The sequence below is a fragment of the Pyrinomonadaceae bacterium genome, from assembly GCA_036277115.1.
In the GTDB taxonomy this organism is placed as follows: Bacteria; Acidobacteriota; Blastocatellia; order Pyrinomonadales; family Pyrinomonadaceae; genus UBA11740.
Genome location: DASUNM010000021.1, coordinates 482,132 through 506,691, shown reverse-complemented (window position 1 = coordinate 506,691; position 24,560 = coordinate 482,132). Strand labels below are relative to the sequence as shown.

Sequence of the window (24,560 nt, the reverse complement as noted above, 5' to 3'; positions counted from 1 at the left end):
AGTGCGAATTTCCGCGAGTTGTAGGGAATTCCTGGTAACTACTGCAAGCTCAGCAACACCAGAATCTCGCCCTTACCTTTGGCAAGAGGTTCGAGTGCCTTGCCGATGATGGTGCCGGGGCGATGAATCTGAACGCCACCGAGATTGACTGCGTCTGATTTCATCGCGACACCGGCGATGTCACTCGTTACGAGCAGATCGCCGATCTGTATTGCGCCGCGTGACGCATCAACTTTCATGCGCACTCGGCCGGTCGTGGCGACCAGAACTTTGCCCTCGCCGCCTTCACCCAAAGTGATGCCGGGCTGTGCCGAGATCACTCCCGCTACGCGCGTGTCGTATGCCTGCGCTGAAGCAATGACTTGATTGGATTTGGTTGTGTCGAGAACTACGACGGTACCCGCGGCAAGTTGTTCAGACGATGGTACCCATTCGGCGAGGTCCTGGTACTTAGCCTTGATGTTGCCGGCTTCAATTGTTCCCGTCGCGTTGAGGTTGCCAGTTCCCGATAATTTTAGATTGCCATTGATCTCTAATTTTTCAGTCGGCGCATTCGTGCCGATGCCAACGTTGCCGCCATTCGGTTGCAGTACGGTGCCACTCTTGCCGTATGCGCTACCCCCATCAATAACGATGCCGGTCTGAAAGTTTACGGTTAGCTGCTGGTAGTTCGGCGCGCTCCATGACCCCGCCGATTTGTAGATTCCGTAGTTAACGTTATCTGCGGCCCAGAAGAAACCGGGTGAAGCCGTGGAGCTGTAACCGCTGTTGCCGAACGTTAGCTGTCCCGAGGTGCCAAGATCCAGCGTTCGCTGCGGGTTCGAAGTCCCAATGCCGACGTTGCCGCTCGTGTAATTAATGTTGCCGCTGCCGTTCGCCCACTGGGTGTTGATAATGGGCGACCCGTTGACGTTGAGAGCAGTCGCGTTAATGGCGCCGTTTACGTCAAGCTTGTATGAAGGATTTGGATTGGATAGGCCGATGCCGATCGTGCCGGTGTCGAGAATTCTCATGCGCTCAGTTGCGGCTGACGCTGGGCCACCCGTATAGAACTGCAAATCCTTGTTAGCTCCCGACCAGATAGCTGCCCGCCAGAAACTGCTAGAGGTAAATTCAAGCTTGGAAGTTGCCAGGTCGCCGGAGATGACTCGCCAGATTGAATTCGAGGAAGCGCTGCTGTCGTCGGCGTGTTGAATTCGCCCAATCAACTCAACGCCGGCGGTAAGATCGTAAATGTGAAGTTTTCCCCCAGGGGCGGTCGTGCCGATCCCGACTTTGCCGCTAGAGTCAATGCGCATTCTCTCTGCGGTAGCACCTGCAGTGGGCCTGGTATGGAATACCAAATGACCGCCCGCGTTTGCTCCTGAAGCAAGATTGATAGATCCAATTGCCGCTTGAAACTGTGGGAGCGCGTTTCCGAATCCGATCAAGGCATAGTTATTAGCCGTGGTATTTGAATTGTTTATGAACATTCCCATGTCAGAACCGGTGGGTGTGCCTGTATTAGGACTGCTTAACTGACTATGCAGCTTGACTGCCGGATTCGTCGTTCCAATGCCGAAGTTGCCGCTGTCGGTTAGCACCATGCGACTCTGCGCTGGATACGCTATACCTCCGGTTTGAAAGGCCAGACCGGGCAAGTCAGGACGATATTGAATTGAAGCCCTTCCGGTACCTGTTGTAGAAAACCGGAATACCGGAACAATGGTGCCGGACGTCGCGGTATCGAGCGTCAGCCCGCCGTTGTCCTTCACAATCTGCAAGGCGTCTCCCGGGCTGGTCGTCCCGATTCCGGCGTTGCCGCTGCCGGGAAAAAGGTTTGTGTTTTGACCGGCCGCGCTTACCCACGCCGCAGCCAGGAATATCGACGCGAGAACTAGTCGCGTGGTGCAGGTGATGTTCAATTCGGAATGAACTGTCATAGAGAACCTCTTTCGGAAAGATTCGATTTACAACGCTTGAGCTGATTAATCTGAAGCTACTGCAAACTCAACAGCACCAAAATCTCACCCGAACCTTTAGCGAGCGGCTCAAGCGCTTTGCCAATAAGCGTGCCGGGACGGTGAATCTGCACGCCGCCAAGGCTGATTGGTTCAGACTTTTTCGCCACGCCTTCCTTGTCGCTGGTGACCAGGAGATCGCCGATTTCAATCGGGCCGGCTGATGCGTCAACTTTGATCTTGACGCGTCCGGTGGTGGCGACCAGCACTTTGGTGGCGCCGCTTTCGCCCAACGCGATTCCGGGTTGTACGGAAATCACTCCGGCAACGCGCGTGTCATAAGCTTTCGAAGAAGCGACCACCTGATTGGATCTGGTGTGATCAAGAACGACGACTGTGCCGGCGTCGAGGGCTTGGGAAGACTCGACCCACTCGGCGACGTCCTGATATTTGGCATTGATTGTGCCCGAGATATTAATGTTGCCGGCATTGGGGCCAGTCCCGGTTACATTGATGTTGCCCAGAACTTCAAGCTTCGCCGTCGGGGCTGTTGCGCCGGTTCCGATCCCCAAATTGCCGTTAGCGCCAAGAGTCATCTTGTGCGCGCCACCGGAATACCAGTTGTAGCCGGCGGTAGGGCTGACACCAAAGTCCATACTTCCTGCGGAGACGCCAAGGCCATAGATGTTGCCGTCGACGCCGTCGTCATAAAGTCTCAATTTGAAATTAGTGCCTGCGGCATTGCTATAAGTTCCACCCAGTGACAACCTCGAGGGGTTGGCGCTGGGACTCCCGGTCTGCGCGCCGATTTGCAGATTGCTGGCCGGATTGGTTGTGCCGATGCCGACGTTGCCATTACCGCGAATAATTGCTTGAACACCGCTGGAGTTTTCGAAAGCCGCGATTGTGTCACCACTGGACACCGTCGCCGCCTTCGCGCGAAAGCCATTGACACCACCGTTCACATCAAACGAGTAGACCGGGGTTATTAGGCCGATGCCGACAGAGCCCCCATGTGGGTTGATCACGATGTTCCGCCATGCGACGCTTGGATCATGATGCCGAATGGAGAAAGTCGTGGCGTTCTCTTCTATGAACTCGAGACCTCTCGATCCCGCGACCGCACTCGTGCCAAGGTAGACTTTTCCGCTTGTACCATCCACACGTGTGCCGCCCGCCACGTGTAGTTTGGTCAAAGGCGAACCAGTGCCAATCCCGACGTTGCCGGTGTTGAAATAAATATTGGATCCGGCGGTGGTCCACTGCGAACTACCGCCCCCTCCGACCTGCGACCACGCAGTCTTGCAGTCCCCGGCGATACAAAGCCCTCCGGATGCATTGATTTGCCCGCCTTGAACATCGAACTTAAAGCCGGGACCTGCTGTACCGATCCCTACATAGCCATCGTCGCGGACGTGCAGGAGTGAGCTGGCGGCACTGTTCTTAACGCTAAGCCCCACACTTGCGGAGGTACTCCCCGTACCAATGATTTCCACGCGCGCTACGGGCGTCAGGGTCCCGAAGCCGGTACGGTTGTCCCGAGTGACTGCTAAGGCTTCTCCTGTTCCGACCACTCTCAGCATGCGGACGGTGCCTCCCGAATAGAGCCCGTGATTTGCTAACCCCGTACCGTTGATGAGTAGTCCATCGGCAGTACCTGCGTAATAGGCGTTGGAGGAGTCGACGTGAATGTTAGTAACCCAGGCGCGGTTTGACATGTCACCGCGAAGAGTAGCCATGCCGATTTTATTGACCTCAAAGGCGTTGTATCCGTTCACGTCTTTGATGAGAAACATACGTACAGTCGGGCTGGTATACAGCCCGTAGTTAGCCATGTTGGCGCCATTGATAGTAAAGGCATTATGCTCGGCGGTGGCGTAATAAGCGCCATTGAAGTTTGGAGCGATCGTGAGGGCGGAAGGCACCTGATCCATGGCAGGATTAAAGAACAACGCTCCACTCGGATTGATGTAAGACCTCAAGGTGTCATCCGAGGTGCGAAATTCCAACAGGTTTGCGGTCTGCGATGTGGCGCCCTTAACTTTCACCGCCGCCACCCCAGGCGTGCTGCTGTTAATCTGAAGGGCGGCGGAAGGGGTAGTAGTGCCGACGCCGACATTGCCAGTGGCGGGGAAAGTGTTCGTCTGTGCATCAGCATTCTGGTGACAGACCGCTAAGAATAAGAATGCAACGCCCGCGGCTCCCAGCCGGAATCGCAAACTCAGTTTTTGTGAATAGTGTTTCATCGAATTCTCCTTGAGCGAATTATTGAAGACGGAGTACCAAAATCTCTTTTCGAACCTTTCTGGAGCGTTCGAGCGCTTTGCCAATCAACGTACCTGGCATGTGCATCAGTTGCCCCGGCTTCGATCGGCGCTGACTTCATCGCAAATCAGGAACGTCTCTGGTAACCAAGAGATCGCCAATTTTGAATTGGGCCGGTCACACAAGTCGGGAAATAAAGGGTGTTTGCTTCGGCTGGATCCGGCGAGAGTGCAACTCAGCAGGTTCGAGGGATTCAGCCCACGCGAATGCGCGCACCATAGTGCGAGCTGTTGCAGAAGTCAATAAGATTTTTGTTTTTAATACGTGATCTAGGTCCGTCGGCTCTCGCAGTCAAGATGAAGGTCCGTTTCATTAATCGCCCCGATGAGAGACAGACTTGACCAACGACGAAGGTGTGACTACGACACCCAAACGATAATGTGCATGCCGCACCTCCCGATAGCCCGACCGCAATCAATAGTTCCTGACGAGGACGACCTTTCTCCCTCGTCGCCATTGTCACCCTTCCTCATCGGTGACATAGGCCCTGTCGGTGCTACACAATATCTCTCGCTAATCCTTCAAGTGAACGTCAGTAGTCCTGCGTATCGGCAAGGTCAGTACGCCGTTTACATATCCGGGGCGATCATCCTGATTTGAGTCCTGATTACGTCGTCATGAACAATCTCAAGAAGTAAAGAATGTTTGCTTCAAGGGTTCGCGGCAGACTAGCCAGGTTAAGGCTTGCGGTTGACAGGATTAACGGTTGAAGCGTATAAGGGCTGAGAAAACGTGGTGAGTTAAGGCGACTTGCGGCCACGTAAAACAAACGGCTAAACAGCTCGGGCAAGTTCGAAAAGGCGAACCCGAAAAAAACTTCAGACGACTTTGAAGTCCCGCGTTGTTTAGCGCGGGATTTTTTCGTTAAGAAGGACTTTGGTCTTAGGTCCTTGGTCTTCGCTTATCAAAGGCCAAAAAACCCAAGACCGACCCAGGCCCAACACGATGCTTAACTTCCGAGACCTGCTCGAATCCGACGGCATCCACGTCTTCGACGGCGCGATGGGAACGATGCTCTATTCCAAGGGCATCTACATCAATCGTTCCTACGACGAACTAAATCTGGCCGCACCCGACCTCGTCCGCGAGGTGCACGCCGAATACATTCGGGCGGGGGCCGACATTATCGAGACGAACACGTTCGGCGCCAACGTCAACAAACTTCAGCCTTACGGACTGGAAGGTAACGCCCGCGAAATCAACATTAGAGCTGCACGTCTGGCCCGCGAAGCCGCCGGCAATCGCGTCTACGTCGCCGGCGCGGTCGGCCCGCTGGGCTTGCGCATCGAGCCCTACGGCCCTACCTCATTCGAAGAAGCGAAGACGATGTTCGCGGAACAGGTTTCGGCGCTGCTCGAAGGCGGCGTTGATCTGTTTGTCCTCGAAACGTTTTCGGACATTTCAGAGCTGCAGCAAGCGATTCGCGCAGTCCGCGAGTTGTGCGATTTGCCAATCGTCGCGCAGGTGACGATTCAACTCGACGGCAATACCGTCTTCGGAACCACCGCCGACGTGTTCACTTCGCGAATCGATCAATGGGGCGCGGACGTAATCGGGCTCAATTGCGGCGTCGGTCCGGCGATCGTGCTGGGCGCGATCGAGAAGATGCGCACTTTCACTGAGCGCAAACTCTCCGCGCAACCCAACGCGGGTCTTCCGCGCGACGTTGGCGGCCGGCAGATTTACATGTGCTCGCCTGAGTATATGGCTGAGTACTCGCGCCGCATTGCCCAATCCGGCGCCAAGTTCATCGGGGGCTGTTGTGGCACGACGCCGGCGCACATCAAGCTGATGGCCGACGCGCTGCGCATGCTGAATCCGCGCACACAAAAGTCCGTCATTCCGGATATCGCGAAGGTCAGCGTCAACGACCTGACGCCGGCGGACGTGACTGTTGTGCCGGCCGAGGAGCGTTCGAACTGGGCACGTAAGATCGCGACCGGTGAGTTCGTCACCACGGTTGAAGTGCTGCCGCCGAAAGGCTGCAATCCGTGGAAGACTTTGGATTCGATTCGGCTGTTAAAGGACGCCGGCGTCGACGGCGTAAACATTCCGGACGGGCCCCGCGCGCAAACGCGCATGGGCGCAATGGCCACGGCGCTCATGGTGCAGAAGGAAATCGGCATGGAGGCAGTGCTGCACTACTGCTGTCGCGATCGAAACTTGCTCGGGATGATGTCCGACTTGCTCGGCGCGGCAGCGATGGGCTTGCGGAATCTGCTTCTGATCACAGGCGATCCGCCGAAGATGGGACCTTATCCTGACGCGACGGCGGTCTTCGACATCGACGCGATCGGCTTGACGAACATGGTGAACAAGCTGAATCACGGCCTGGACATCGGTAACAATCCGATTGGCGAGCCCACCGCGTTCTCAATTGGGGTTGGAGTGAATCCGGGCGCGGTGAATATGGAAGAAGAGATGCGCCGCTTTGAATGGAAGATTGAGGCGGGCGCTGAATACGCCATCACGCAGCCAGTGTTCGACACGGCGCAGCTGCGCGAGTTTCTGAAGAACATCGAACACTGCCGCATTCCGATTGTCGCCGGTATCTGGCCGCTGGTTTCCTATCGCAATGCCGAGTTCCTGCACAACGAGGTGCCGGGCGTGCACGTTACTCCCGAAATCATGGAACGCATGCGCGCGGCGTCGGCCATCAGCAAAGAAGCCGGACGCGACGAAGGCCTGAAGATCGCGCGCGAGTCACTTCTGGAAGTCCGCGAGTTCATTCAAGGCGCGCAGGTGTCCGCACCGTTCGGAAATGTGAAGTACGCGCTGGAAGTGTTTGAGGTGCTGCCGGAATTTTCCGCACACAAAGTGGCAGCTCCGTAGCTTCTGAAAACGAACTTCACCCCTCCACAAAAGAATACAAATCCAGACGCCGCCGAGCCAACTCTGGGGTGCCTCGACTTCGCACCGACGCGGTCGTTTACGAAGAGTGAATCAGCCGCTACTTATCGGTGATATTCAGATAGAGCGTGAATATCTTCGAGTTACACTTCACTCCGACCTTAATAAGCGTCACTACGCCTTTGATGAAAAGCCCGCTGGTGTTGATCCCGTTTCTGAAGTCGTCGTTCAGCTGACTGATCTTCACTGTCAAAGTACACTCGTTAACCGTGAAGTACGGATTCGGCCGATTCGGGTTTATCTGGGCCACTTCGAGAATCTGATCGAACTTGAAGTCTTTACGCTTCAGGCGCGTCGCAATAGTTCCAATCGCTATGGCCACGTACTCGATGTTTACGTTGGACCACGTGCAGGGACAGTCGGCGGGTTGGCGCGTCGCGCGGATATCGAAAGTATTGGTGTTCTCGGTGATGTACGCGGTCGCGTTGTTTTTCCCTGCCGGCACTGGCTGACCGTTGACGCTCGTAATCCTGCAATTACGGCAATTAAGTCTCGGACCGCCGCGCCTGCGGGGGAAGGCCTTCGCGGGGACGGGAATCGGCTCGCCTTTTTTTAAGCCTTCGACCACGATACCTTTGGCGGACTTGCTAATCGGTTTAGCAGCCTGGGTTTGCTTTCGTCGGGATTGTTTCATGGGTGTCCTCCTGAGGTGGTGATGCGGCGGGCATTCGGAAGCTACTGCGCTCGCCGCTGGTACACGATCCGGCCATTCACGATCGTGTAAACAACTTCAGTCGTGAGTATGTCCTTCGGCGGAATTCGCAACAGATTTCTTGAGAGCACTGTAAGATCCGCCAACTTGCCGACTTCAATGGATCCTTTGATCGTCTCTTCAAAGTTCGCGTAAGCCGTATTGTAGGTGTAGGCGCGAATCGCGTCCTGAATACTTATGCGCTCATCTGGAAACCAACCTGCATCGGGTTTGCCGTTTGTCGTTTGGCGAGTGACCGCGGCATATAGCCCAAGCATCGGATTGATCGGATATTCAGACGCTGAAGTTCCCGGCCAGTCTGTGCCGAAACTCAAAACCGCGCCGCTGGCCTGAATGCTCTTGAAAGCATAGGCACCCTTGCTTCGCTCAGCGCCGATGCGTTCTTCCATCCAACGCATATCGTCACTGAGATGGAATGGCTGAACTTCAGCAACGATTCTGAGCGGACCGAGACGTTTGAAATCCTTTGCCGCCAGTACCTGCGCGTGCACTAATCGAAACCGCCGATCACGCTTCCCATTGCGGCGATCAAGCTCTTCGAGATAGTCGAGCAGCACACTGTTCGCCTCGTCCCCAATCGCGTGCACGGTGAGCTGCAAACCGGCTTTGTCCGCGTCGAGCATGTGGCCAAGAAACTTGCCTTCAACGAAATCCCCTTTGTCGTTCACCATCAAAGGCCGCCAGCGTCCGCGGTTGTTGGGATTGTTCGAGTAAGGGTGAAAGAAGCGCGCCGAACTGGTTCCCATAATCCCGTCGATGTGGCCCTTCAAAGCGCCGAGCCGAATCCATTCATCGCCTGCACCTACCTTGATTCCCTTCTCTGACATTTCTTTCCAACGATCGAGGCCGGGGCGAAAATGCACGCGGACGGTCAGCTCGCCCCTGCTGTGCAGCTCGCGATAGATATCGAGCTGTGTGTCATCAGACATGTCGCTGACGTTCGTGACTCCAAACTTAGAAATCTCAGCGAGCGCGTTCTTAGTTTGCTGAATCCTGCGGGCGCGCGAGAATGTCCGCGGGACAGCCGAAGCAAAAAGGCGCGTGACGCCTTTTCCGCGCATGTGTCCGGTGAAGCGGCCTTGTCCATCTTTCAGAAACTCGACGTCCGGCGCGCTCGGATTTTCCGGATCAATTCCGGCGGCACGTAAGGCAGCACGATTCGCGGCGAACTGACTGTCATCAAACTTGCGAATGAACATTGGATAGCCGGCGGTGAGGCTTTCGATCAATTTCATGTCAGGCGCAAACGGTTCGCGCTTCTGACTGCCGGCGCTGCCCACCGTCCATTGATCGTAGGCGCCCCAGAAACCACCGACGATCCACTCGCCTTTGGGCAAAGCCGTGGTCACGTCTTTGACGCGCGCGACAAACTGGTCCTGCGTCGAGACCGCCATGATATTGAATTCGAGAAATTGTGCCGCCGAAGCGAAGTGAACGTGATTGTCGTTAAAGCCAGGTGTAACAAACCGTCCGCGCAAATCGATGACCTGGGTCCGCTGGCCACGATACCTGAACGCGTCTTTGTTCAAACCGACGGCGACATACTTACCGTCACGAATAGCGACCGCCTGCGCCGTCGAGTTCGTATCGTCGACCGTCCAAATTACACCGTTGTATAGAATGAGATCAGCGGCGGCGGGCTTCCGACACCAAACCGTGATGGCCGAATAAGAGCTAAGCAGCGCGCAAACCGCGAACATGAAGGCTCGTCTCATCGGAACCTCCTGAAAAGGCTGGGCAATATTACTACGCCGGACTGTAAGAATCCGTAGAAAATCATTCCGATTCGCCGTCTAGTTTCTGTGTGGGCCCAAAGCACCGTGAAAGACCAAACTTCCATGGAAGACCCAAGCACTCAAAAGCCTGAACAAAATGTAATGGGGCGCGAAACGCGAAACGAGCACGCGATGAATAGACCCGTAGCGCCTCATGCCTGGCTATTCTTCGATCACCTACACGGCGAATATCTAGCGCTCAAACCGTCTATCAAGGATTACGGCGCGCTGAATCACCTCGAGGGGATAGCTGAGAAGCGAGTGCAGCAACAACTGACCTGGAGCGACATCTACACATTCGATCTGCTGCTGGTAGAGCTCCGGCCCGCTGAAAGCTTGATCCGCAAGGCTTACGACGCCCGCGCCCGCTATCGGAGTGTCGCGGGGCAGAGAGAATATGACGCGTACCTCGCCTCGCGGCCCGTGGATCTGGGCGCCGTCGACATGGACAATGCGGCCATCAGTCAGCAGATTGAACGCGACCTGCGGGCTGATATTAGATATTTGTTGGGCCAGTTCTATCTTTATTCAGCCTTGCTTCCGCTCCGAGAAGGACTCCGGGACGAACTGACCAGAAAGGCTGTACTCATCACGGCGATCGTGTGTACGGTGATCGCAATCGCCTTGGCACTTAATCTTGGTGTCCCCGCCCTGGACAGGTATTCAGCCGTCGTAATTACAGTTCTGACAGTGATACTTGCCGGAATCGTAGGCGGCTGTGTCAGCATGTTGCAGCGGATTCAATCCGCGCCGAGCGATGGAGATGCACTTTTCAACCTGGCAGCGCTAAACAGCGGCTGGCGAGGAATTATGCTCTCGCCGCTGTACGGCGGAATCTTTGCTTTTCTATTGTTCGTGCTGTTTGCCGGTAAGGTGCTGGACGGCGCGGTCTTTCCAACGATCGTCACGTCATCGAAACCGCCGACGACAGCGACTTCTTCAGCACCACCCGCAACGCGCCCCCCGATTACTGCGTCATCATCACCTTCGACCTCGACCACCACGCAAGCCCCGGATGCGGCGCAGTCTCAGGCTTCCAGCTCACCCGCAGCGGAAGTGAGTACAACCGTGCAACCGGCGGCATCGTCTACAGGGCCGCGAACTGGCGTCTTACATATAAAAGACTTTCTCAAAGACACGGGACCGTCGAGCGGGATCGCGTATGCGTTGCTAATCTTGTGGTCGTTCCTCGCCGGGTTCGCAGAGAGACTCGTCCCGGACACGCTGAACCGTCTGGTTAAGAAAAATATCGACCAGGGCGGTGGTTAGCCACCCAATTACGCATTGAGATAGTGATGGAGAGCGTTCTGAAGAGTTGGATATACAAACTGAAAGCCGGCTGCCGTAAGCCTTTTCGGAACTACGTGCTGGCTTACGAGCAACATCTCGTCTGCCATTTCGCCAAACGCGAGTCGCGCCGCGAATGCAGGCATCGACATGACGGTTGGGCGTGACAGCGCTTCGCCCAGCGCGCGCGTGAATCGCTCATTCGTGACCGGCTTCGGCGAGACGATGTTCAAAGGGCCGCGGATCGACTCATCATTCAGCGCTAACTTTATCGCTGCGACCACATCATCGATCGCGACCCAACTTATGTACTGCTTGCCGGAGCCGATTTTGCCGCCAAGGCCCATCTTAAAAGGCGTCAGCATCTTCTCGAGCATGCCACCGGCGCGCGCGAGGATGGGGCCGAAACGCAGGTTAACGACGCGCACACCCGCGTTGCTTGCGGGTTCCGACGCCTTTTCCCATTCGCGACAGACACCAGCGAGAAAGCCGCCGCCGGATTCGCTCTGCTCGTCAAGAGTCTCATCGCCGCGGTCACCGTAAATTCCAGTCGCTGATGCGCACAGAAAAACCCGCGGTTTCGTCGCCAGCTTGGCGATCGCTTCGCTTATCAAGTGGGTGCCATTAACGCGGCTGTCGCGAATCCTTTTCTTCTTCTCGTCAGTCCAACGGCCCTCGGCGATGCTCTCGCCGGCGAGATTAATGATCGCCTCAAAACCATCGAGGGTCGCCGGATTGATCTCGTCCTGGTTCGGATGCCATTCGATCTCGCCCGCTTTCGGCGTACTGCGAACCAGACGAACGATCTCGTGACCGTCGCTTTCAAGTTCCGGAATCAGCGTCGAACCAACAAGGCCGCTTGCGCCTGCGATGGCAATTCTCATGAGTCTCCCCGTAGCCGAATATTCGAAGACGATAAGCATCCTAACTCAGCGCGCAAAGCCGCGTCACCTGAGCCCGGCGCCTTTAACCATATTGCATTGTAATCGGGTGAAAAACGTATAGAATTCCAGCGCTCTTACCCACTCAGCTTGTGACGTCTCGCCCGCGCATTGTCTTCTTCGCTTTGGCCGCCGCGGTGGCCATCGGTTTTGTGTGCCTGCGCTCGGCCGAAACACAGTCCTCTCTCCGACGCATCACCAATACCACCGATGAAGGCATCAGCATTAATCCGTCGATTAGCGGCGATGGACGAATTATCGGTTTTGAATCGACTGAAGACGTCGCTGGAGCGGGTGGCACGAACCACTTTCGCGCGATTCGCGCAAACATCTCGGTCGATCCGCCCACATTCTTTCAGATGGGTAGGACGCGCGCGGTCGCCCCGGGCGTTTCGCAAGACGGATCGCGGGTCGCTTTCGCTTCAAAAGACGACCCGCTGGGAACGAACGCTGATGGAAACTCAGAGATCTTTCTTTTCAACGGCTCTAATCTCGTTCAGGTCACCAACACCACACCGGGCAATCCGGCGAATCGAGTCACGGAAGGCAACTTTCAACCTTCGATGTCTGACGACGGCCGGTTCGTCGCGTTCTCGTCAAACCGAAATCTGACTTCACAAAACGGCGACGGAAATCTCGAGGTCTTTGTCTTCGATTCAACCGCCGCCGCGTTCACGCAACTGACGAACTCGACGGGCATTGTTGGTTTCAGTGACGCAAAGATTAGCGGCGACGGCTCAGCCATCGCGTGCATCCGCGATCTGGGCGCGACGGCGAGCACGAATCGCGACCTGCTCAGAATAAATCGGACAAGCGCGGCTCAGACAGTACTTTCGTTGAATGTTACGCGGCTCGCGATGACCTACGGCCGGGCCATCAGCGACGACGGCGCGCGCGTCGCCTACTCCGCAGAGACGGCCGCGAATTCGACGCAGGTCTTTTATTACGACGGGCGCATTGGCAATGTTAACCGGCAGGTAACAACGCTCGGCACGCGCGTGACTGAAGTGCCGCTCCACCCGACGATCAGCGGCGACGGCTTGCGCATCGCTTTCGCCACGCGTCGCGCACTGACCGGATTCAGCAACTCAGACGCAAGCGTAGAGCTTTACACTTACGACACACCGACGGGCACATTCGCTCGCATCACAAACGTCGTGGACAGCGACGCGGATTGCTTTGATGGTAGCAACGCGGCTTGTGAGGTTGTCTCGTCCCTCAACGATGACGGATCGACGGTCGTGTTCAATTTTCCGCGTGCTCTTTCCGGCACCGTGACAGCCGGCCTGGAAAACAAATCTGAAATTTATGCGACTGGTTTAGTAGCACGGCCCCCGTTCGGCGCGCTGACCTCGATCCTGAATCAGGCATCACTCGGCCATGAGCCATCACCCATCAAAGCGGTGGCGCCAAACAGCATCGCCGCTGCGTTCGGCACTGTGCTCGCCAACACCACGCAGCAGTCGCAGAAGCAACCCAACGGAGAATTTCCGACTAACGTGGGCGGGACCACCGTGACGGTCAATGGCCGCGCGGCGCAGATATTCTTCGTCTCGCCCACGCGCGTTCACTTCCTCGTACCGGACCAGACTGAGATTGGCAACGCCGAAGTAGTTGTCACGAATGCGGACGGCTTTGCTTCAAAAGGAACGGTGCCGGTTTTAGTCGCCGCGCCCGGCATCTTCACCAAGACCGGCGACGGCGTCGGCGAAGGGCAGATTCTTAATACTGAGACGCAGGCTGAAGGGCCCTTTGATCCGAGCGGCGGAAACCTGCGCCTATCGATCTTTTCGACCGGCGTCCGCAAAGGAGTTGTTCGAACGGTCAACATTGGCGGCCGAGTCGTCACGCCGGAAGCCGTGATTGAGTCACCGGAAATGCCAGGGCTCGATGAAGTTGTCGTGCGCGTGCCCGCGGATTTGCGCGGCGCAGGCAACGTCACCTTGTTCATTCAGGCTGATGGACGCGACAGCAATCCGGTGACGGTAAGGTTCCTGGGCGACTCGACACGCAATGTCGTGATCAACGAAGTCCTGGCCGATCCGCCTGAGGGGATAGCCGGCGATGCGAATCACGACGGCGTGCGCGACGGCACCGATGATGAATTCGTCGAACTCGTCAACGGCACTTCGGGAGAAGTAATTAGTTTAGGCGGATGGACGATTCGCACGCGGGCCACTGGCAGCACTACAGAAACCACGCGCTTTACTTTCGCTTCGGGCACTTCCCTGCCCCCGGGCGAAGCGATCGTCGTGTTTGGCGGCGGCAGCTTCAATTCTTCGGACGCGGTCTTTGGTTGTGCGCAGGTTGTGAAGGCCACGACGACCGCCGGTTTGTCGCTCACCAACTCAGGCGTGACGATTCTGGTTCGCGACGCGTCCGGAAACCTGATTACAGAATTCAGCTATGGAGGCAGCACCGGACGCGATGGCGACAACAACCAATCGCTGACGCGATCGCCCGACATTACCGGCGCGTACGTTCAGCACACCGCGGCGGTAGGCGCGAGCGGAAGATACTCGCCGGGGCTGAGGACCGACGGCACGCCGTTTGGAAATTGCCCGGGGATTCTGACGACGGTCACGATCTCGCCGCCGTCCGCAACGATTGGCGTAGGCCAGACTCAGCAATTCACCGCGCAGGCTTTCGATCAATTCGGTCGAGTGATGACTGGCGTTCCAATCGATTTCATCTCGGACAATACAAACGTAGCATTCGTCGAATCCGTGTCGCTGAACTTCATGACCGGTGTCGCAACCGCTACCGTGAAGGGGCAGAATCCGGGAATTGCCAACATTACCGCGTCGGCAACGAACGGTTCGAATACTGCCAGCAGTACGCCCGCTGCTCTCACGGTCAGCGGTCCGGCCTTAAGCATCAACGACGTCAGCCAGAACGAAGGAAATGCCGGGACGACGATATTTACTTTCACAGTTAGCTTGTCTACCACGTCGGTTGCACCGGTTACCTTCGACATCGCGACGCAGGACAATACGGCGACAGTAGCGAACAACGATTACGCCGGTCAGTCGCTGACGGCGCAATCCATTCCGCCGGGCCTGCAGACTTATCAGTTCAAGGTCACTGTCAACGGCGATGTATCCATGGAGCCGACGGAAGTGTTCTTCGTGAATGTCAGCAACGTCTCGGGCGCGAGCGTCACCGATGCTCAGGGAACCGGGACGATTGTCACCGATGATATTCCGCTGTTGACCGTGAACGACGTTACGAGAGAAGAAGGCAACGCCGGCACGACGACATTCACTTTCACGGTGAGCTCAAATCTTCCGGCGCCACCGGAAGGCATTACTTTCGACATTGCGACGCAGGATAGTTCCGCGACCGTCGCCAACAGCGATTACGTGGCGCGCAGTCTGACTTCACAGAGCATTCCATCCGGCCAGTTCAACTACACCTTCGATGTCACTGTGAATGGTGACACTACGGTCGAGTCAAACGAGGAATTCTTCGTTAACATCTCGAACGTTTCCGCCAACGCGGGCGTCGCGGATGGTCAGGGATTGGGCACGATTCAGAATGATGACGCGTCAGGTCTGGTCATCTCGCAGGTTTACGGCGGCGGAAACAATGCAGGCGCACCGTTCCGGAATGACTTCGTCGAAATCTACAATCGCGGCACGACCACGGTCGATTTCGCCGTCACGCCCCATTCAATTCAATATGCGGCCGTCGGTTCCAACTTCGGAAGCCAGACCAATCTAACCAGCGGCAGCATCGCGCCCGGGAAATACTATTTGGTGCAGGAAGGCGGCGGCACGACTAATGGAGTAGCGCTGCCAGCGCCCGACGCGATCGGCACGATTGCGATGGGCAATACAGCCGGAAAGGTTGCGCTGGTCGCTGGCACTGCGGCTCTGCCGGCCGCGGCCTGCCCCGGAGATGATCTCGCGACGCCGTTCAATCCGAACAACTCAACCATTGTTGATTTTGTCGGCTATGGCAACAGCCCAACGACCACGGGCCATTGCTATGAAGGAGCTGCCCCCGCTGCCGCGCCGTCGAACACGACTGCCGACTTCAGAAAAGCCGGCGGCTGTGTTGATACGAACGAGAATGGCGCAGACTTCTTCGTAGCGTCACCCAATCCGCGCAATAGCAGTTCACCCGCAGGTAACTGCCAGCCTGAGATCACGATTAACGATGTCACCGTGACGGAAGGAAATGTCGGGACCGTGAATGCGACGTTTACGGTTTCGCTCTCATCCGCCAGCGCCCAGACTGTCACCGTCAATTTTGTGACGGCTGACGGCACTGCAACGCTCGCCGGAAACGACTATCAAACAAACAGCGGAATGCTGACGTTCAATCCCGGTGACTTAACCCAGACGATTACGGTGCTGGTCAACGGCGATACGCTCGATGAAGCGAGTGAAAACTTCTTTGTAAATCTTTCCGGGGCGACCAATGCCGTGCTGCTCGACAGCCAGGGCCAGGGCACCATCAGCGACAACGATCCGGCGCCTTCGCTCTCGATTAATGATTTGTCGATTGCCGAGGGAGACAGCGGCACCACGGCGTTCACTTTTACGGTCACGCTGTCGACGGCCAGTGGTCAGACGGTCACCGTTAATTTTGCGACCGCGGACAACACGGCAAGTTCGGCGAGCGACTATCAGTCCAACAGCGGTTTACTGACTTTCGTTCCCGGAGATACGGCGGAATCAATCACGGTGTTAGTCAACGGCGATGGGACTTTTGAGCCGAACGAAACTTTCTTTGTAAACCTTTCGATTCCTACGAATGCGAGCATTTCTGATGCGCAGGGCCAGGGCACGATCACGAACGACGATGCCGCGCCGCCGACGCCAACTCTGTTCATCGACGACCTGGTTAACATTGCCGAGGGCGACAGCGGCACGTCAGTGGTCACGTTCACCGTCACGTTGACGCCGACGAGCAGCAATACAGTTACTGTCGATTACACGACCGCAAACGTGACTGCATCCGACAGCTCGGATTATGTAGCGACCAGCGGCCAGCTCAGCTTCGCGCCGGGCGAGACCAGCAAGCCGATTAACGTCACGATCAATGGCGATATGCTGGTTGAGCCGGACGAGACCTTCAGAGTCAATCTGTCGAATTCGACCGGTGGCGCCGGGATAGCGCCACCGGGATTCGGGACTGGCACAATTAAGAATGACGACACGGCGAATTTAGTGATAAGTCAGGTTTACGGCGGAGGAAACAATTCTGGAGCGACCTTCAAGAACGACTATATCGAGATATTCAATCGCGGCACGACAACCGTGGATCTTGCTGGCTGGTCAGTGCAGCAAGCTTCCGCCACGGGTACGAGTTGGTCAGTTACTCAGTTGTGTCCGCTTGGTCCCTGCCTGATCGCCCCTGGCAAATATTTCCTCGTGAAGGAATCGCCGACGAGCCCAACGATTGGAGCCGATTTGCCGACGCCGGATGCGACCGGCACATCCAACCTGGCGACAAGCGGCGGCAAGATTGCGTTGGTGAACAATTCGACCGCGCTAACCGGCGGCGGTTGTCCGTTCGCGCCCTCTATCGTCGATCTTGTCGGTTATGGAGGGGCAGATTGTGCGGAGAATTCTGCTCCAGCCCCTGCGCACAGCAACACGACCGCAGATGTCAGAAAACTTGGTGGCTGTCAGGACACTAATGACAACGCCGCAGACTTCTTAGTCTCGGCCCCATTCCCGCGCAATTCAAGCTCGCCTGCGAACAGCTGCACCGGCGGAGCGACACCGAATCTCACCATCACCGACGTTACGGTTGCCGAAGGAAACAGCGGGACCGCAATAGCTACATTCACGGTGAGTCTCTCAGCGCCGGCACAGGGAACGGACGTGACTTTCGACATCGCCACGGCCGACGGTACTGCGCAAGACGATACGCCCGCGACCGAAGACAACGACTACGTTGCGAAGACGTCGACGAATCAGATCATTCCCGCCGGACAGACGACTTACACGTTCAGCGTCACTGTAAATGGCGATGTCGCAGTAGAGCCCGATGAAACGTTCTTTGTCAATATTACGAACGTGCTCGGTGCGACGGTCAGCGACGGACAGGGTCTCGGCACTATCCAGCATGACGATTTGCCGACGCTTTCAATCAACGACGTATCGCAGGCTGAAACTAACAGCGGCACAACCACTTTCACCTTCACGGTGAGTCTATCGGCGCCTGCGCCCGCGACAGTGAGCTTTGATATTGCGACGGCTGACGGGACCGCGCAGGATGATAATCCCGCTACTGAAGACAACGACTATCAACTTCGCTCTCTCACGGCACAAACCATAGCTCAGGGCGGCTCGTCCTACACCTTTGACGTCACCGTCAACGGCGACACGGCCGACGAAGGCGTTGAAACGTTCTTCGTAAATGTCTCGAATGTCTCAGGCGCCACGGTTTTGGACGGGCAAGGGCTGGGAACTATTCAGAACGACGATGCGCCGCCTACGCTTTCGATCGGCGACGTCACCCAAGTCGAAACAAACGCGGGCACGACCACGTTCACTTTCACAGTCAGCCTTTCCGCGCCCGCACTTGCCGGCGGCGTTAGCTTCACCGTTAATACGGCCGACGGTACCACCGACCCAGCCACGGCCGGGAGCGACTATGTCGCCATCGTCAATGGCAGCGGCAGCATTGCGGAGGGAAACACCTCAACTACTGTTGACGTCACGGTGAATGGCGATACGGTCTTCGAGTCGAACGAGACCTTCTTTGTGAACATAACGGGCGTGACGGGCGCTACGGTGTCCGACGGACAAGGCCTCGGCACGATCACCAATGACGACACGCAACCGTCGCTGGCAATCGCCGACGCCATCATAACGGAGGGTAACGCCGGCACGTCGCTCATGACCTTCACGGTCACGCTCACCGGCACGTCACAGTCAACCGTAAGTGTTAACTACGCCACCGCGGATTCGAGCGCGACGGTCGCTAACACCGACTACGACACGGCAAGTGGCACGCTTAACTTCGTCTCCGGCGATACCGCAGAGACTTTCACCGTGACGATCCACGGCGATGTGAACCCCGAAGGCGATGAGATGTTTCTGGTGAACCTGTCCGGCGCATCCGGCGCGACCATCAGCGACAGTCAGGCACTCGGCATTATCTTTCTTGACGATCCGTTCAGCATCGCCGCCGTGAATACTGCTTACTCAGAGAACTTCGACGTGCTGGCCCAGAGCGGTGTTTCCGCCACCACACCGCCGGCGTGGCCGCGAGCCGAGAGCGGCACGAGCGCAAACAGCACTTACACAGCCAACGACGGCGGCAGTACCACCGGCGATACCTACAGCTACGGGACGGGCACATCGACCGAACGCGCGCTGGGCGGACTCCAGACCGGCACTCTCGTGCCAACCATCGGCGCCTTTTATCGCAACGACACCGGAGCTACTTTGAATTCGCTTCAGATTAGCTACACCGGCGAACAATGGAGATTAGGCACCGCCAGCCGCACCGACCAACTCGACTTCCAATACAGTACGAACGCCACCAGCCTGACGACGGGAACATGGACCGACGTTAACGCGCTCGACTTCACGACGCCGAACACAACCACAGCAGGCGCCAAAGACGGCAACAACGCCGCTAACCGTACGGCGATCACGAACACTATCACCGGGCTCTCGATTGCGCCGGGAGCGACATTCTGGATACGTTGGACAGATTTCAATGCTTCCGGTGCAGACGATGGACTGGCGGTCGATGACTTTAGCATTACTGCGGGAGTGGACACACCGGCGCTTTCAATCAATAACGTTACGCAGGCTGAGACCAACAGCGGCACGACCACTTTCAACTTCACTGTCAGTCTGACATCACCCGCACCGCCCGGCGGCGTCAGCTTCACAATTAACACCGCCGACGGCACCACGGATCCCGCTAACGCGGGCAGCGATTACGTGGCCATCATCAATGGCAGTGGCAGCATTGCGCAGAATGGCACGTCCACCACCATTAGCGTCACCGTTAACGGCGACACCGATATCGAGCCCAACGAAACCTTCTTCGTAAATTTAACCGGTGTCACCGGAGCAACGGTTACTGACGCGCAGGGTCTGGGGACGATTACGAATGATGATGCTGCCACTAGTACGACTGATCTCTCTGTTACCAAGACTGATGCGCTCGACCCCGTAGCAATTGGGAACGACATCACTTACACCATCACTGTCACAAATGGCGGGCCGGCCGTGGCTAGCAACACGCAACTCTCAGATACAGTTCCGACAAACACTACTTTCCGATCAATCTCGGCGCCAGTCGGCTGGACCTGCGGAACGGTCCCAGCGGTTGGTGGAACAGGCGCGATTAGCTGTACCAACGCCACCTTCGGTGTGGGCTCGGCAGTCTTTACTCTCGTTGTGCGTGTAGGCACCGCGGTCGCGGACGGGACGATCATAACCAACACGGCTTCGGTAAGCTCGAGCACCACCGAATCGAATCCCGGGAACGAGTCGGCGATTCAGACAACCACCGTCAAACAGCCTCAACTTGCTATTAGCCAGGTCTATGGTGGTGGTGGGAATGCGAGCGCCACGTACACAAATGACTTCATCGAGATCTTTAACCGCGGGACAACGACCGTCGATTTTTCAGCGACGAACTATTCGGTCCAATACGCTGCAGCCACGAGTAACTTCACCACCAACAAGACCGATATTACTTCCGGAACAATCGCTCCGGGCCAATACTTCCTTATTCAGCAGGCTTCAGGCGGAGCGAACGGAGTCGCATTGCCTACACCTGACGCTACTGGCTCGATTGCCATGTCAGCGACCGCCGGCAAGGTTGCTTTAGTGCTGGGCACAACTGCGCTGACTGGAAGTGGTTGTCCCTTTGGCGCGACGATTGTCGACTTTCTGGGCTATGGCACCACGGCCAACTGCTCCGAGACAGCCCCAATTGCGATGTCAGGTACAAACTCAAACGCTCGCTCAGCGATTAGAACGGTAAGCTGCACCGATATCAACAACAACTCCACTGACTTCAGCAATCCGACTACACCGCCCGTCGCCCGCAATTCAGCGACGACTCTTGCCCCGTGCCCCTAACACACGCGTGTGTCCCTAAGATGGATCCACATTCCTCATGTAATTCTTCTGTACAGGCCGCCTTATCCCAAGCCCGCTAAGGCATAAGAAACGCGGCAGGAAAATCTTGTTGCCGCTAGTCGAAAACGCTGCTAGATTACGCGCCCGGAATCCTCGCTTATCGCTTCCCAAAGTCGCTGGAAGCGTCCCGTTGGTGCATGATGATGTCGAACTTCTCCCACGATTCTCGATCGGCAGGCGGCGAGCTTGGCAGCGCTGCGCTAGGCAGCGACTCACACACTTACCCACCAGCCGTTGAACTCTTCAGCCAGGGTGCCTATCCAGCCAATGTCTATCTCGTCCAAACAGGTATCGTGAAGTTCACGCGGAGTGAAGCGAATGGCCAGGAGATTCTACTGGACCTGAGATTCCCCGGATCGTTGGTGGGCTCGGCGGCGGCGATCAGCGAAAAACCGCACCCGTTTGCGGCCGTCACGGTCACGCATTGCACCCTGACCAGGTGGGGTGCCCGAAATTTTGTTTCGCTATTAGATACCGATAGCGGCCTCGCGGCTCGCGTCAGAGAGATTCTTAGCGACGACATTCTTGATCATGTTGCGCGCATCTCGCAGCTCACATGTCTGCCCGCACGCCAACGTTTGGAGCAACTGCTTTGGCAATTCTGCGAACGGCTCGGGCCGCACACAAGCGGCCAACCATCGGAAACGACATCGAAGCTCCAATTGCCGCTGAAGCATTACGAGATCGCAGACCTGCTTTCCATTACGCCGACGTACCTTTGCCGGCTGCTGAATACACTGGAGCAGGAGAATGTCATCACGAGAAGTAAAGGCTGGATCATTGTTAGAGAGCCGGAGGCGCTGCGGCCGATTGCGCTTTCGTAGGAATGCTTCAGCTCACGATTGGATTAGGTTGATATCGAGATTCACTCAGTTGCATGACGGCGATTACGCGTTTTGGTAGAACGGCGCCGCGCTGAAATCAGATGATGAGTAAAGAGGATCCAGGAGGCCTTTTCGCCATCAGAGTGGCGATCGCATACGTTCCCGCGTCGATAACGACGGGCATTGCAGTTACCTGGTTGCCTAAGCCGTTATCGTGGGCTTTGAGCATGTTCGTTTGGCTGATACTAGCCTATTGGTTCCCTCCAAAGTCCAGGATGAAATTTGGCCGGTGGCTCTTGATCGTAACGACATTGGCCTTCGTCACGTGGCTCCTCGTCAGACTTCAGCCGCACATGTTCTAACAACAAAACTCTGGAGGTTCCCATGACATTACGCCGCCTACTGTTTGGAATTGCCGTTCTTTCAATTTCCGTATTAACGAGCACGTTCGACACCCAAGCCAAGGATCAATTGCGGCTTCAGCGTGGCGCACATGCGCAAAACAACAGCGCTGTCTATAAGAAAGCGCACCGGCTGACTTCAACGGAAACTGGACGTCGGATTCGCACTAATTCGTTGTCGAAGCGCGAGTTCGAGAAACTGATCAAATCAGCGGTGCGAAAGTGTGGCTGCACTGCCGCTACCCAGGATACAGAGTTTTCCGGATCATGCTTTCAAAGTTGCGTCGCTCGTTACGTCGGCTGGCCGACCGCATTAGCGTGTGGAACTGTCTGTTTGGGCGGAAACGCCCCTGGTTGTGCATTTTGCCTCGGCGCCCACGAATGGGTCGTCCTCGGTTGCGTACAGTACTGTGTTTGGCGCAACGTCTTTCGCGCTGCTGAAGGACCCGAATCCAGGAATCGAGCGATTCCGTCCAAGCGACAACCGAAGTACCTGGTTAGATCACCGGGAAGCGCTTCGTCGATTTGAGCGTAACAAACAGTTTTGCCTAAGGGGCACGACCTCGTAGATCGCTGCCCCTCAATCCCACAGAAGGAGCATCACATGTTGCCACGATGGTTCATTGTCGTCAGTTTGCTGCTTAGTCCGATCCCGCTTTTGGCTCAACAAGCCGCCGAGCTTCCGAACGAGAATCCAAGCTCTGTCGCTCAGGAGCTCGAGGCGATTGTTACAGAAGCAAAAAGTGTCACGAATGAAAACGCAGTCGTTAGTATAACGGCACGCGCGGCCATGCTCCTTTTCTATTCGGATCCCCCACGAGCGGAAAAGATGCTTCTGGATTTGTGGAAATTCTCGAATGAGCAAAGGGGTAAGGGTTTTGATCGGTCACAGGCTAAGTTAATAATCCTTAAATCACTGTATTCCCGCAACGCAAAGGTAGCGAGGCGACTCATGTCTGAAGGGCAGGGGCAGAGCGGATCTTCTTTACCGGGTTTTGACGATGAATCAGAAGTACCCGGCAGGCTCGCCTCCGCCTTAATGGACGTCGATCCCCCATCCGCAGCATCGGTCCTTCAACAATCCCTTTCGCAGGCAGTTACGCCCGCGACGCTTGGCGCTCTAATTCGGTTGCGCGAAAGGGACTTCTTGCTTGGCGACTATGTCGCGACACAAGCGGTAGATGCCCTGACAACTCAACCAACGTTGTCGTCGTTGCCGGGGTTGCACATGTTAGGCGCTTATGTTTTTCCTGAAGGGCCGGCACCCTCACTGGACGCCGAATCTTCCAGGCTATCTCTGCAATATAGATATTTCTCTGGCGGTTACGACATATTACGCGCCTCACTCAACGAGTCGCCCGAAGCACTGCTAAAGGATCAGCGTTACACCCAACGTCACTTACAGTTTCGGGGCGCCTACCAAGCCGAGGTGGCGGCGATCCTGGCCGCACTAGCACCACGACTTCAGCCATCCCTGGCACCTGAATTAACAGCGATTGCGAACCGGTTAGCGCCGCAAGTTCCCGCCAACATGCCCCGTCTTCCGCAATACACGCTCGCAAAACTAAGCGGCAGCTTTACGTCCGAAGACCCCGAACAAAGATTTTTCTTCGCGTTGTCGAACGGCGACTTTGCCGCGGGGCGTGCTGAGCTGGAGCGCGTCAAGGAGAGTGATAAGCGGAGCATCTACGCACAATTGCTAATCAAGAGCGAAGCGAGAGCTTTCTTGGCGAGAGGCGAGTTAATGGAAGCAGTGACGGCAATTCGAAAGCTGGAAGATCCAACCGCTCGTCTTTTGATGTACATGGACGCTATCAAAACTGCCAAATCCAAACGAGACGCTGACGTGTCGCGGGTAATCATCGACGAGGCTCGATTGTTGATTCCGCAAACCGACCGAAACGGATTGCACTTGCGGGCGCTGCTGTCTTTTACGTCTCAATTGGCTAAATCAGGTGCGACCCATGACGCCCTGGATTTTCTCAAAAGCGCTGTCAGTACGATTAACTCTCTCGGTCCCCCGGCCGAAGAGAGTGCGTCTAAATCTCTCGCTGAATCGGCCATGGCCCAACTCAATGATCCTATTAGCCTGCTCGATGAGCCAGAGTTTGAAAAAGCGTTCGTCGTGGTTGGTATGCTGGATTTGAATCTCGGCCTGACCCAAGCCAAAAAGATTCAACCTAAACCGGTACAGCTAATGGCCAGACTGCAAACGATCCAGGGCGTTATAAAAAAGGACGCCTCAAAACCAAAGCCGACGGCGCCACCAACGAAGGTGGCACCGCGGGTAAACTCTAGCAAGCCATAACAATGCCGG

10 protein-coding genes and 1 riboswitch are annotated in these 24,560 nt (G+C 56.3%); of the genes, 5 read left to right on the top strand and 5 right to left on the bottom strand.

Features of this window, described 5'->3' with window-relative positions; all coding sequences use genetic code 11:
• Positions 1-38: 38 nt before the first annotated feature.
• Both VFX97_06560 and VFX97_06555 read right to left on the bottom strand, forming a co-directional pair.
• The gene (locus tag VFX97_06560; GenBank protein HEX5702841.1) at positions 39-1,922 is read right to left on the bottom strand and encodes a hypothetical protein; all 1,884 of its coding nucleotides are present in this window, start codon (positions 1,920-1,922) and stop codon (positions 39-41) included.
• 56 nt (positions 1,923-1,978) lie between these two features.
• Entirely contained in the window at positions 1,979-4,186 is a 2,208-nt protein-coding gene (locus VFX97_06555) for a hypothetical protein (protein HEX5702840.1), read from the bottom strand.
• Between the two features lie 801 nt (positions 4,187-4,987).
• Positions 4,988-5,063, top strand: a riboswitch (SAM riboswitch).
• 147 nt (positions 5,064-5,210) lie between these two features.
• Here VFX97_06555 and VFX97_06550 point away from each other — a divergent pair.
• A complete protein-coding gene (locus VFX97_06550; protein HEX5702839.1) occupies positions 5,211-7,097 on the top strand; it encodes a bifunctional homocysteine S-methyltransferase/methylenetetrahydrofolate reductase in 1,887 nt (628 codons plus the stop codon).
• A 118-nt stretch (positions 7,098-7,215) separates the two neighbouring features.
• Here VFX97_06550 and VFX97_06545 read toward each other — a convergent pair whose 3' ends face one another.
• Entirely contained in the window at positions 7,216-7,809 is a 594-nt protein-coding gene (locus tag VFX97_06545) for a hypothetical protein (protein HEX5702838.1), read from the bottom strand.
• A gap of 41 nt (positions 7,810-7,850) precedes the next feature.
• The gene (locus VFX97_06540; GenBank protein HEX5702837.1) at positions 7,851-9,602 is read right to left on the bottom strand and encodes an amidohydrolase; all 1,752 of its coding nucleotides are present in this window, start codon (positions 9,600-9,602) and stop codon (positions 7,851-7,853) included.
• Positions 9,603-9,794: 192 nt separating this feature from the next.
• Here VFX97_06540 and VFX97_06535 point away from each other — a divergent pair, with 192 nt between their 5' ends.
• Positions 9,795-10,931, top strand: a complete 1,137-nt coding sequence (locus VFX97_06535; protein ID HEX5702836.1) for a hypothetical protein — start codon at positions 9,795-9,797, stop codon at positions 10,929-10,931.
• Positions 10,932-10,939: 8 nt separating this feature from the next.
• Here the strand turns inward: VFX97_06535 and VFX97_06530 are convergent, their stop codons facing one another.
• The gene (locus VFX97_06530; GenBank protein ID HEX5702835.1) at positions 10,940-11,833 is read right to left on the bottom strand and encodes a TIGR01777 family oxidoreductase; all 894 of its coding nucleotides are present in this window, start codon (positions 11,831-11,833) and stop codon (positions 10,940-10,942) included.
• 149 nt (positions 11,834-11,982) lie between these two features.
• Here VFX97_06530 and VFX97_06525 point away from each other — a divergent pair, with 149 nt between their 5' ends.
• The 3 genes from VFX97_06525 (at position 11,983) to VFX97_06515 (ending at position 24,551) form a co-directional block, all read left to right on the top strand.
• The gene (locus tag VFX97_06525; GenBank protein HEX5702834.1) at positions 11,983-20,958 is read left to right on the top strand and encodes a Calx-beta domain-containing protein; all 8,976 of its coding nucleotides are present in this window, start codon (positions 11,983-11,985) and stop codon (positions 20,956-20,958) included.
• 203 nt (positions 20,959-21,161) lie between these two features.
• On the top strand, positions 21,162-21,842 hold the full coding sequence (locus VFX97_06520) for a Crp/Fnr family transcriptional regulator (GenBank protein HEX5702833.1): 681 nt from the start codon (positions 21,162-21,164) through the stop codon (positions 21,840-21,842).
• A gap of 1,005 nt (positions 21,843-22,847) precedes the next feature.
• Entirely contained in the window at positions 22,848-24,551 is a 1,704-nt protein-coding gene (locus VFX97_06515; protein HEX5702832.1) for a hypothetical protein, read from the top strand.
• Positions 24,552-24,560 lie beyond the last annotated feature (9 nt).

What these genes read in the sequence shown, in the direction of transcription:
- VFX97_06560 (HEX5702841.1), bottom strand. Translation starts at nt 1,922, where the DNA reads ATGACAGTTCATTCCGAATTGAACATCACCTGCACCACGCGACTAGTT.
- VFX97_06555 (HEX5702840.1), bottom strand. Translation starts at nt 4,186, where the DNA reads ATGAAACACTATTCACAAAAACTGAGTTTGCGATTCCGGCTGGGAGCC.
- VFX97_06550 (HEX5702839.1), top strand. Translation starts at nt 5,211, where the DNA reads ATGCTTAACTTCCGAGACCTGCTCGAATCCGACGGCATCCACGTCTTC.
- VFX97_06545 (HEX5702838.1), bottom strand. Translation starts at nt 7,809, where the DNA reads ATGAAACAATCCCGACGAAAGCAAACCCAGGCTGCTAAACCGATTAGC.
- VFX97_06540 (HEX5702837.1), bottom strand. Translation starts at nt 9,602, where the DNA reads ATGAGACGAGCCTTCATGTTCGCGGTTTGCGCGCTGCTTAGCTCTTAT.
- VFX97_06535 (HEX5702836.1), top strand. Translation starts at nt 9,795, where the DNA reads ATGAATAGACCCGTAGCGCCTCATGCCTGGCTATTCTTCGATCACCTA.
- VFX97_06530 (HEX5702835.1), bottom strand. Translation starts at nt 11,833, where the DNA reads ATGAGAATTGCCATCGCAGGCGCAAGCGGCCTTGTTGGTTCGACGCTG.
- VFX97_06520 (HEX5702833.1), top strand. Translation starts at nt 21,162, where the DNA reads ATGTCGAACTTCTCCCACGATTCTCGATCGGCAGGCGGCGAGCTTGGC.
- VFX97_06515 (HEX5702832.1), top strand. Translation starts at nt 22,848, where the DNA reads ATGTTGCCACGATGGTTCATTGTCGTCAGTTTGCTGCTTAGTCCGATC.